This window comes from Nocardioides sp. Kera G14, from assembly GCF_020715565.1.
Taxonomy (GTDB): Bacteria; Actinomycetota; Actinomycetes; order Propionibacteriales; family Nocardioidaceae; genus Nocardioides.
The window spans coordinates 183,950-193,985 of the sequence record NZ_CP085839.1 but is presented as its reverse complement, the minus strand read 5'-3'; the positions used below and the strand labels follow the sequence as shown (position 1 = coordinate 193,985).

General features: G+C 70.4%; 12 protein-coding genes. 1 reads left to right on the top strand and 11 read right to left on the bottom strand.

Annotated features, from left to right (window positions below; genetic code table 11):
* Positions 1–53: 53 nt before the first annotated feature.
* The 11 genes from LH076_RS00975 to LH076_RS00925 form a co-directional block, all read right to left on the bottom strand.
* Positions 54–608, bottom strand: a complete 555-nt coding sequence (locus LH076_RS00975) for a NuoB/complex I 20 kDa subunit family protein (protein WP_227782110.1) — start codon at positions 606–608, stop codon at positions 54–56.
* 4 nt (positions 609–612) lie between these two features.
* Positions 613–972 (bottom strand): NADH-quinone oxidoreductase subunit A, encoded by a 360-nt coding sequence (locus LH076_RS00970; RefSeq protein WP_227782109.1) that lies wholly within the window; start codon positions 970–972, stop codon positions 613–615.
* Between the two features lie 196 nt (positions 973–1,168).
* The gene (locus tag LH076_RS00965; RefSeq protein WP_227782108.1) at positions 1,169–1,858 is read right to left on the bottom strand and encodes a demethylmenaquinone methyltransferase; all 690 of its coding nucleotides are present in this window, start codon (positions 1,856–1,858) and stop codon (positions 1,169–1,171) included.
* A 2-nt stretch (positions 1,859–1,860) separates the two neighbouring features.
* Positions 1,861–2,457, bottom strand: a complete 597-nt coding sequence (locus LH076_RS00960) for a hypothetical protein (RefSeq protein ID WP_227782107.1) — start codon at positions 2,455–2,457, stop codon at positions 1,861–1,863.
* A 16-nt stretch (positions 2,458–2,473) separates the two neighbouring features.
* On the bottom strand, positions 2,474–3,724 hold the full coding sequence (locus LH076_RS00955) for an isochorismate synthase MenF (RefSeq protein ID WP_227782106.1): 1,251 nt from the start codon (positions 3,722–3,724) through the stop codon (positions 2,474–2,476).
* A gap of 23 nt (positions 3,725–3,747) precedes the next feature.
* Positions 3,748–4,032 (bottom strand): YciI family protein, encoded by a 285-nt coding sequence (locus LH076_RS00950; RefSeq protein ID WP_227782105.1) that lies wholly within the window; start codon positions 4,030–4,032, stop codon positions 3,748–3,750.
* Positions 4,033–4,070: 38 nt separating this feature from the next.
* Positions 4,071–4,709 (bottom strand): MBL fold metallo-hydrolase, encoded by a 639-nt coding sequence (locus LH076_RS00945; protein WP_227782104.1) that lies wholly within the window; start codon positions 4,707–4,709, stop codon positions 4,071–4,073.
* A gap of 36 nt (positions 4,710–4,745) precedes the next feature.
* A complete protein-coding gene (locus tag LH076_RS00940; protein WP_227782103.1) occupies positions 4,746–5,387 on the bottom strand; it encodes a hypothetical protein in 642 nt (213 codons plus the stop codon).
* Entirely contained in the window at positions 5,384–7,012 is a 1,629-nt protein-coding gene (gene menD / locus LH076_RS00935) for a 2-succinyl-5-enolpyruvyl-6-hydroxy-3-cyclohexene-1-carboxylic-acid synthase (RefSeq protein ID WP_227782102.1), read from the bottom strand. Before menD ends, LH076_RS00940 begins: the two co-directional genes overlap by 4 nt.
* Positions 7,009–7,944, bottom strand: coding sequence for an o-succinylbenzoate synthase (locus LH076_RS00930; protein ID WP_227782101.1), 936 nt, complete (start codon positions 7,942–7,944; stop codon positions 7,009–7,011). Before LH076_RS00930 ends, menD begins: the two co-directional genes overlap by 4 nt.
* A complete protein-coding gene (locus LH076_RS00925) occupies positions 7,941–9,056 on the bottom strand; it encodes an AMP-binding protein (protein WP_227782100.1) in 1,116 nt (371 codons plus the stop codon). Before LH076_RS00925 ends, LH076_RS00930 begins: the two co-directional genes overlap by 4 nt.
* Positions 9,057–9,141: 85 nt before the next feature.
* Between LH076_RS00925 and LH076_RS00920 the strand changes: the two genes are divergently transcribed.
* Entirely contained in the window at positions 9,142–10,014 is an 873-nt protein-coding gene (locus tag LH076_RS00920; protein WP_227782099.1) for a 1,4-dihydroxy-2-naphthoate polyprenyltransferase, read from the top strand.
* Positions 10,015–10,036: the final 22 nt, after the last annotated feature.

Genomic DNA, 10,036 nt, shown 5'->3' with positions numbered 1-10,036 from the left:
GATGTCGGTCGGCAGCGACTCCAGGCTCGTGGTGCCCTGGTCGGCGGAGGTCGTCATCGCAGCAGCCCCCGGTCCTCGATCAACGGCAGCATCCGCCGCTGCCGGGTCTCGAGCTCCTCGATCTCCTCGGTGCGGTGGGCGCCGAGCTTCGTGTGCTGAACCTTGTCGTGCAGCTTGAGAATGGCGTCGATCAGCATCTCGGGGCGGGGCGGGCAGCCGGGGAGGTACATGTCGACGGGTACGACGTGGTCGACCCCCTGCACGATGGCGTAGTTGTTGAACATCCCGCCCGACGAGGCGCAGACGCCCATCGCCAGCACCCACTTGGGCTCCGGCATCTGGTCGTAGATCTGGCGCAGGACCGGTGCCATCTTCTGCGAGACCCGGCCGGCGACGATCATCAGATCCGCCTGCCGCGGGCTGGCGCGGAAGACCTCCATGCCGAAGCGGGCGAGGTCGTACTTCGGGCCGCCCGACGTCATCATCTCGATCGCGCAACAGGCCAGGCCGAACGTGGCAGGCCAGAAGGAGGCCTTGCGCATGTAGCCCGCAAGGCCCTCGACGGTGGTCAGCAGGACGCCGGACGGAAGCTTCTCCTCGAGACCCATGGTGTCAGTCCCACTCCAGGCCGCCGCGACGCCAGGCATAGGCGTAGGCGACGAAGACGGTGCCGACGAAGAGAAGCATCTCGACAAGTCCGAACATCCCCATCGCGTCGAAGTGCACGGCCCACGGGATCAGGAAGATGATCTCGACGTCGAAGAGGATGAAGAGCATCGCGATGACGTAGTACTTCACCGGGAAGCGGCCGCCGCCGAGTGGCTGCGGTGTCGGGTCGATGCCGCACTCGTAGGCGTCGAGCTTCGCCCGGTTCGCCCGCCGCGGCCCGACCATCGAGCTCATGATCACCGAGCCCACGGCAAAGGCGGTCGCCAGTGCCACCAGCACCAGGATCGGCACGTAGGGATGCATAGCCTGCCTCCTGAGTTTGTGAGCTTGTGATCTGAATCACAAACCCCTCAGGGACCGTTCTACTCCTCCTTGTGATCCATGTCACTAGGTTTCGAGCATCCGTGTAAAGGCGCGTGCGGCGCCAAGGCGCCGTCGCGAAGACGACCTTGGAGCGAAGCGGTCGTCGAGCGTCGGCAACGCCGGCGACGCTCCGCCTTTACGCGGAGGCGCGGTGGAGGGCGACGATGCCGCCAGAGAGGTTCTTCCACTGCGGACGCGCCCAGCCCGCCGACCGGATCAGGCGGGCGAGACCCTCCTGGTCGGGCCACGCGCGAATCGACTCGGCGAGATAGACGTAGGCGTCGGGCGAGGAGGAGACGGCGCGCGAGACGGCAGGGAGGGCCTTCATGAGGTACTCCATGTAGACCGTCCGGAAGAGCGTGTTGGTCGGGTGCGAGAACTCGCAGACCACGAGCCGCCCACCCGGCTTGGTCACGCGACGCAGCTCGGCCAGGCCGGCCTCGGGGTCGACGATGTTGCGCAGCCCGAAGCTGATCGTGACGGCGTCGAAGGTCGCATCCCGATAGGGCAGGCGGGTGCCGTCGCCGGCTGTGAAGGGCAGGGCCGGGCGGGCCTTCTTGCCGACCTTCAGCATGCCGACGCTGAAGTCCGTCGGGACCACCACAGCCCCCGCGTCGGAGAACGGCTGCGACGACGTACCGGTGCCGGCAGCGAGGTCGAGGACCATCTCACCGGGCTTGGCGTCCACGGAAGCGACGACCTCACGCCGCCACCGCCTGTCCTGCCCCATCGACAGGACGTCGTTGGTCAGGTCATAGCGACGCGCGACGGCGTCGAACATGCGCCGGACATCGGCGGGCTGCTTGTCGAGGTCGGCGCGGGCCATCGTCAGGCGACGTCGTCCCAGATGGCGTCGATCAGCTTGCCGACGGCACTGATCGAGTTCTGGGTGGTGACCTGCAGGGTGAGGCCGTCCTCGCTCTTCTGGCACTCGATCACCGACTGCTGCACCTTGCCGGCGCCGTCGGAGGTGCCCGTCTCGATGCAGGTCGCGTCGCCGGCCTTCACGTAGTGGTCGAGCTGGGTGCCCTGCTCGGCGGTCTTCGGGTCGGTGAAGAGGAACGGCGAGATCGCACCGCCCTGGGCGCGGATCAGCTGGACCGCGACGAACTGCTGGCCGTCCTTGGTGAGGTAGTTGCGGGAGACACCCTCGACGCCCATCGCCTTGTAGGACTTCGCCGCGAACTTGCCGGCGTTGACCTGGCTCGTGACGTAGTTCGCCTTGTCGGCGTCGGTGGCGGACGTCAGCGACTCGTACGCCTCACGACGGTCGGCGGCGACGTAGCCGCCGGGTAGCGTCGCCGGCAGGGTGAGGTCACCGGTCTTGCCCTCGACCTTCGGCAGGAAGATCGCGAACACCGCGACCAGGGCCAGCAGCAGCGCTCCGACGATGAGGCCGGGCAGGACCACGCGATGCTTGTTCACGCCTCCGCACGCTACCTCAGAGGCCGAGGGCGGATCTCACCGGTACGAGCTTGGCGTTCGACTCGGCCAGCTCCGCGTCCGGGTCGCTGGACCCGACCACGCCGCAGCCGGCGAAGAGGCGCACCGTCCGGCCCTCGATCTGGGCAGACCTCAGGGCGATGCCCCACTCGCCGTCGCCACCCGCATCCATCCACCCGACGGGGGCCGCATACCGCCCACGGTCCATGCCCTCGAGCTCCTCGATCAGCGCCAGCGCAGCCGCGCGTGGGGTGCCACCGACCGCCGCGCTGGGGTGCAGCGCCGCGGCGAGCTCGAGGCTCGTGATCCCGTCACGGGCCACCCCCGTCACGTCCGTGGCCAGGTGCATGACGTTGGGCAGGTGGAGGACGTACGGCGCCTCCGGCACGTTCATGGAGGAGCAGTGCGGTTCCAGGGCGTCGGCCACCGAGCGGACGGCGTACTCGTGCTCCTCGAGGTCCTTGCTGGACCGCGACAGCTCGCCGGCGAGGGTCTCGGGGTGCGCCTCGCCCGTCGGGCCCGCATCGATCGAGCTCAGCGTGCCGGCCAGGACGCGGGAGGTGACCAGGCCCCGCTCGCGGCGGACGAGGAGCTCCGGCGTCGCGCCGAAGAGGCCGTCGACGTGGAAGGTCCAGCACATCGGGTAGTGCTCGGCCAGGAACGCGAGCGGCCGGCGGGGGTCGATCGGGCCGTCGCTGGTGGCGGTGATGTCGCGGGCGAGGACGACCTTCTCGAGCTCACCGTGGTTGATCCGGGCCGTGGCCTCGGCGACGACCTCGGTCCACCGGCCCGGCGTGAGGGAGCCCGGCCCCTCGGTGAACGTGGGCGGCGGCGCGACGCTGAGCGTGACGGTGCTCGACTCGTCGATCCGCTGTGGCTCCGGCCCCACCGTGATGTCGGTGCGCCAGGCCTCCTCGCCACGGCGCCCGATGAGCACCGCGGGAACGATGAGCACCGAGTCCACACCGTTGTCGGCGAAGGCGAAGGAGCCGAAGCTGACCAGCCCCGAGCCGGGCTCGTGGACGGTGTCGACGACGTCGGCCTGGGCGGCCACTTCAGCCCACCACTTCGCGGCGTCGGCGAAACGGGTCGGACCCGACGTACGGACGGACGCGGCAACGCCCCAGCCGACGAGGCCCTCGCCGCGGCGGACCCACGAGAGCGGTCCCTCAGCGGGCAGGCGACAGATCAGATCCGTTGCCTCGTCCAGCTCGATCGGACGGGAGGTCACGACGAGGGACGGCGGCACCCTCTCAGGGTAGTGGGGCACCCTCAGTCGAGGCCGAGCGGCTCGAGCCAGGGACCGGACTTGGGCTCGAAGCCGACGATGTTGCGCTCGACGATCAGCCCCTCGGTCCAGAAGGGGTCGTCGTCGAGGACGGTCTCGACCTCACCGGCGTCCTTGCCCTCCCAGAGGAGGAGCGCCCCGTTGTCGTCGGTCGGGCCCGACAGGAGCAGGCCGTCCTGGCTGATCAGGAAGTCGCGGTGGGTGGGACGCAGCTCGGCGAGGCCCTCGGGGTTGTTCTCGTAGACGTAGGTGACGGCGAAGATCGGCATGGCAGGTCCTGTCAGGCTCGAGGTGGGGGAGGCAGGGGTCAGAGATCGGCGCCGTCGGCGAGCCGGGACCAGGCCTGGCCCTCACCGATGAGGCCGTTCATCTGCTGGTCGAAGATGGCCGCGCCGACGTCGGAGTAGATCCGGTCGTGGATCGCGAGGTTGCGGGCGGCGCCGACCGAGCGGACGAAGTCGATCAGCTCGGAGCTGCGTGCCCACGGAGCCGACGAGGGTGCCAGGAGGACGCCCGGTGTGACGCCCTCAGGCGCCGTGAGCGCGTCACCCGGGTGGAAGACCGACGTACCGTCGGCGTCGACGAGGTAGCCGGAGTTGAAGAAGCGCGGCATCTCGGGGTGGATCACCGCGTGCAGCTCACCGACCGCGGTGACCTGGACGCCAGCAGCCTCGAAGCCCTGGCCGGGCGTGACGATCGTGGTGCGTTCCCGGACCTCCGGAGCCTCGTCGTTGATCTTCGCCGCGACGGCGTCGATGGTGAAGACCGGTGCGTCAGTCGACGTCAGCAGGTCGGGGAGGTAGTGGTCGGGGTGCTCGTGGGTGATGAGCACGGCGTCGACGCCGTCGAAGACCTCCGGCGTGACGAACATGCCGGGGTCGAAGAGGAGGGTGCCGCTCTCGGTCTCGACACGCACGCAGGCGTGCCCGAACTTCGTGATCCGCATGGGATCACCCTAGTCATCCCCGTGGTCATCCCGTGGTCACTGCACGGGGAGCTGGGGACCTGCGCTCCAGTCACCGTTCGCGGGCTCCCCCGGATGCGCGCGGTACGCCGACGACTGGACCGTGGCGGTCATCGCCAGTGGTCGCTCGAGCAGCTCCTTCGGAGTCGCGGGGTCGACGTAGATCGCGACAGCGAGCGGATACTCCTCGAGCCCTGCGGCCTCGCTCTCATCCGCGCCGTTGAGAACCATGGGCGGGTTGGCGAGTCGCGGGACATCGGCGGTGCCGACGTACCCGGGGAAGGTGACGGTGTCGGTGACGTCGACGGCGGCCTTGAGCCCGACGCCGGTGGGGAGCGGGCCGTCGTAGACGTACAGGTGCTTGGCCAGCTCCGGATCGGTGCCCGAGAAGTCCAGCGCCGTCCGCATCCACTGCGACGCCGAGCCAGTCGTGGTGACGTCGGCGTGGAGGGTGATCAGGTCACCAGCACGCAGCGGGGTCACGGCACTGCTGCGGACACCGTTGACCCGGATCCGGACGCGCTCGGCCCTGATCTGACCGGCGCTCACGACGTCATCGGCCTCAGAGGAGTCGGTGTGGTCGGGCAGGCGTGTGGCGATGAGGACGGCCGCGATCAGGATCACCACCATTGCGACGATGGCGAGGGCGAGGCGCTTCATGCGCGCAACTCCCGGATCTGTTCGTCGAGCTCTCGGCGGGCTGTGCGGGAGATGACCGCCTCAACCACCTCGACGCCGCCGTTGGGGCTCTGCAGGATCTGGGCCAGCTCTCCGGGCGTCGTGACGCGGGCGTACGGCGTCCGCGTGGCAGCGCAGAGCTGCTCGATGCTCGTGCCGTGCGGGGTGCCGAAGACACGTTCGAACCTCTGCTGGCGCTCGGGTGCACCCTGCTCGAGCGTCGCGAAGATCGAGCCTCCGTCGTCGTTGGCGACGACGATCGTGAGGCTCTCCGGCCGCGGCTCGCCTGGTCCGATGATCAGGCCGTTGGCGTCGTGCAGGAACGTGAGATCACCCATCAGAGCGTACGTCGGCGCCTCGGTGCGCCCGAGTGCCGCGCCGATCGCCGTGGAGACGACGCCGTCGATGCCGGCCAGGCCCCTGTTGCTCAGGATCTTGCGGCGTTCGCCCACGGGAGTGGGGCGGTGCATGAGGTCGAGGTCGCGGATCGGGTTGCTGGGTCCGACCACCAACTGGCTGCCGGGTGGGATCGCTGCGGCGACCGCGGCGGCGACCTGGTGGCCGGTCATCTCCTGCTGCTCGGCGAGGAGGGCGTCGAGCTGGCGGGAGACAGCCCGGTCGGCGGCCTGCCACTCGGCCAGCCACTCGAGTCCGGGGTTTCCTGAGGGCGAGTCGGGGACTGGGTTCACCTGGAGCTCGGTCCGGAAGGTGCGGGCGACGGGGAAGGACCGCTCGCCCCATGCCGTACGCCGGGCCTCCGCCCAGACCTCGACACTCCGGTCCGACAGGAGGCGCGAGACCGGGCGCGACAACGTGGGGTGGCCGTAGACGACGACCCGCTCGATGCCCTTGCGGAGACTGTCGTCGGCGAGCAGGAGGCGGTAGGCCCGGAGGGCGTGGGCTCCTGTGCGCGAACCGCTCGAGGGCTCGGCGAGGAGCGGCCAGCCGGCGGCCTCGGCGAGTCGGCGGGCGGCGGGGCCGGCGTCATCGCCGGCCACGACGACCGTCCGGGGCGAGCCAAGGCCGGCGTCGATGGACTCCAGGATCCGCGGCGTCGGCCACTGATGCGCGGGTCGCGGGGAGGCCGTCGAGGTCCAGACCTCGTCGACGTCCTCGGGCAGGAGCGGCTCGTCGAACTGGACGTTCCAGTGGGTCGGGCCGGTCGCCTCCCAGACCGGCGTACTGTCCACGTCGACAGCGGACGCGAGGTCGTCGGTCGGGATCAGCGGACCGAAGACGCCGACCTGGTCGGTCGTCTGGTTGGCATCAGTCCCCCGCAGCCGCGCCGGTCGATCGGCCGTGACCGCCACCAGGGCGACCCCGGCGTGTGCGGCCTCGAGCAGTGCGGGGTGGAGGTTGGTGACGGCGGTGCCGCTCGTGCACATGACGGCCGCACGGCTGCCGGTCTTGGTGAGGCCGAGTGCGAGGAAGGCGGCGCTGCGCTCGTCCACCCGGACGTGGAGGCGGATCAGTCCGGCGGCGTCGGCGTCGTGGACGGCGTACGAGAGGGGGGCGTTGCGCGAACCCGGGGCGAGCACGACCTCGCGGACGCCGGCCTCGATGAGGGCCGTCACGACCGCGCGGGCCAGCTCAGTGGAGGGGTTCACGACCCAAGATCATCCACCGCGAGGCGGCGGGCCTTCCAATGCGCGACGCGGTCGGGCGTGGCGGCGAGGCGCTCGAGGGCGACCTCGTCGACGACAGGATGCGTGACCCGGAGGAACCCGTCGACCGGCAGCAACGGCTCCACGACGACGTCGTCCGTCAGCAGCTGGACGGTCGCGAGCCCGCAGGCGTGGGGCAGCTCCGGGAGCGCTGCCGCCAGGGCGACGCCGGCCGCGATCCCGACACTGGTCTCCAGCGCGCTGGAGACCACGACGGGCAGGCCGATCCGCTCGGCGATCTCGAGGCACGCCCGCACTCCTCCCAGCGGCTGGACCTTGAGGACCGCGATGTCGGCGGCCTCCAGGGCCTTGACCCGATAGGGGTCCTCGGCCCGCCGGATGGACTCATCAGCGGCGATCGGGACGTCGACTCGTCGGCGTACGACGGCGAGGTCCTCGACCGAGGCGACGGGCTGCTCGACATATTCGAGGCCGCCGGCGGCGCGGTCGAGAAGTCCGATGGCCTCGACCGCATGGTCGACGTCCCACAGTCCGTTGACGTCGATCCTGATCCGGCCGTCGGGGCCGAGCGCGTCCCGCACCGCCTCCAGGCGGGCCTGGTCCTCGGCGAGCGTCGACTCGCCGACCTTGACCTTGGCCGTGCGGCAGCCGCCGTTGCGGACGATCTCCTGCGCCTTCTCAGGCGGGACGACCGGGACGGTCACGTTGACCGGGACCCTGTCACGCAACGGCGTCGGCCAGCCGAGGACCGCACTCTCCTTGGCCGCGGCCAGCCAGGGCCGAACCTCGGCCGGGTCGGTGTAGTCCAGGAACGGGCTCCACTCCCCCCAGCCCACCTCACCGCGGATCAGGACACCCTCGCGCACCGTGATGCCCCGAAATCTCGTCCGCATCGCGATCGAGAAGACGTTCACCGAATCCCGCCTCCCCTGCGGCCGAGTCCGGGCTCTCCTGCGACGAGTTGGGGGTTTCCTGACTCGACCAGGGCCTTGAGCCGCTGGCGGTCGATCTTGCCGTTGGGGAGCAACGGAATCTCAGGGAGTACGACGACCTGCCGCGGTGCCCACGATCGCGGACGCTCGGCCGCGACCCAGTCGCGGATCTCGGAGAGGAACTCCGGACTCGGCGTCAGGAAAGCCCCGATTCGGCGGGAGGAAAGGCCGGATTCGGCGAGGGTGACGAAGGCGACGAGGCGGTTGCCCCACTCCTCATCGGGGACACCGAGCACCTCGGCCTCGGCGACCTCGGGATGCTGGCGGAGGCGGGCGGCGACGGCGGGAGCCGGGACGTTCACGCCGCCGGTGATGACCATGTCGTCGATCCGCCCGAACACCTGCAGCCGCCCGTCCTCGACCCGGCCCGCGTCCGAGGTGAGGAACCAGCCGTCGACGAAGGACTCGGCCGTCAATGCCGGGTCGGAGTAGCCGTCGGCCAGCGTGGGCCCGGAGATGCGCACCCGGCCGTCGTCGGCGATGGCGACGGAGACCTCGTCGAGGGGTACCCCGTCATAGACGCAGCCACCGCAGGTCTCTGCCGAGCCGTAGGTCGCCACCACGTTGACGCCGACATCGGCTGCGCGGACCCGCAGGGCAGGGTCGATCGGCCCGCCGCCGAGCAGCACGGTGTGCAGCGTCGCGAGCTCCCGCGGGTGCGAGGGGAGCAGACGGGCGAGCTGCGTCGGCACCACCGAGAGGAACGCCCCAGGCCCGGCCTCGCGCACTGCCTCCCCGAAGTCGCGGTCGCCGAGGATGACGGGGGCCGACCCGGCCAGCAGTGAGCGGGCAATGACGTTCAGCCCGGCGACGTACGACGGCGGCAGCGCCAGGATCCAGCGGCCGGAGCCGCCCAGACGCGCGGCCGAGAGCGCGGCCGAGGCCCGGACCGCACGCCGAGAGAGCAGCACCTGCTTAGGCGTGCCCGTCGATCCGGACGTCTCGACCACCCACGGCTCGGGCTCACCGTCGACCGCCAACCACGCCTCCACGCGCCCGACCACCTCCGAGGCGGTGGGGCTGGCGTTATCCATGTGACTCACCGTATCCGGAGGTCGAGTTCCGGCTTTCCTGCGGTCGAATCGGGGCTCGCGTCCCCGAGGTGTTGAATGAACCCTCGTGGCAACCCCCTCGCAGTGGATCGAAGGCGCACGTCCGCGCACCCTCCCGGCAGCGCTGAGTCCCGTCATTGCCGGCACCGCCCTGGCGACGTACGACGACGAACTGGTGTGGTGGAAGGCGCTGCTCGCCCTCGTCGTGGCCCTCGCGCTGCAGGTGGGGGTCAACTACGCCAACGACTACTCCGACGGGATCCGTGGGACGGACGACGAGCGGGTCGGACCACTCCGACTGACGGCCACCCGACTTGCAACGCCGAACGCCGTCAAGCGCGCGGCCTTCCTCGCGCTGGGTGTCGCCGGTGTGGCCGGACTGGTGCTCGCCGCGACCACCGCGTGGTGGCTGGTGGCCGTCGGTCTCGCCTGCATGCTCGCCGCATGGTTCTACACCGGCGGCTCCAAGCCATACGGCTACGCGGGCTTGGGCGAGGTCGCCGTCTTCGTCTTCTTCGGACTGGTCGCCGTGATCGGCACCTATGACGTCCAGGCCGAGGCGTGGTCCTGGACAGCGCTCGTGATCGCAGTCGCCCTCGGCGCGATCATCTGCGCGATCAACCTGACGAACAACCTCCGCGACATCCCGACCGACACTGCCAGTGGCAAGCGCACCCTCGCCGTGATCCTCGGGGACCACAGCACCCGACTGCTCTACGCCGGGCTGATCGCGGTGGCCGCGGTCGCCGTCGTGCCGCTCGCCGCGGCCACCACCTGGTGGGTGCTGGTCGCGCTGCTCTTCACCGTGGTCGCTCGGCCCGCTCTGCGTGCGGTGCTCGGCGGTGCGGTCGGGCCGGCGCTCATCCCGGCTCTGGGTGCGACCGGCAAGGCCACGCTGGCCTGGGCGGTTCTGGTCGCCGTACCGCTGGTGCTGGCCTGACCCCGGACTGGGCATGAGGAAA

Excerpts from the sequence above, each read along its gene's own strand:
- LH076_RS00975 (WP_227782110.1), bottom strand. The coding sequence starts at position 608 with ATGGGTCTCGAGGAGAAGCTTCCGTCCGGCGTCCTGCTGACCACCGTC.
- LH076_RS00970 (WP_227782109.1), bottom strand. The coding sequence starts at position 972 with ATGCATCCCTACGTGCCGATCCTGGTGCTGGTGGCACTGGCGACCGCC.
- LH076_RS00965 (WP_227782108.1), bottom strand. The coding sequence starts at position 1,858 with ATGGCCCGCGCCGACCTCGACAAGCAGCCCGCCGATGTCCGGCGCATG.
- LH076_RS00950 (WP_227782105.1), bottom strand. The coding sequence starts at position 4,032 with ATGCCGATCTTCGCCGTCACCTACGTCTACGAGAACAACCCCGAGGGC.
- LH076_RS00945 (WP_227782104.1), bottom strand. The coding sequence starts at position 4,709 with ATGCGGATCACGAAGTTCGGGCACGCCTGCGTGCGTGTCGAGACCGAG.
- LH076_RS00940 (WP_227782103.1), bottom strand. The coding sequence starts at position 5,387 with ATGAAGCGCCTCGCCCTCGCCATCGTCGCAATGGTGGTGATCCTGATC.
- LH076_RS00925 (WP_227782100.1), bottom strand. The coding sequence starts at position 9,056 with ATGGATAACGCCAGCCCCACCGCCTCGGAGGTGGTCGGGCGCGTGGAG.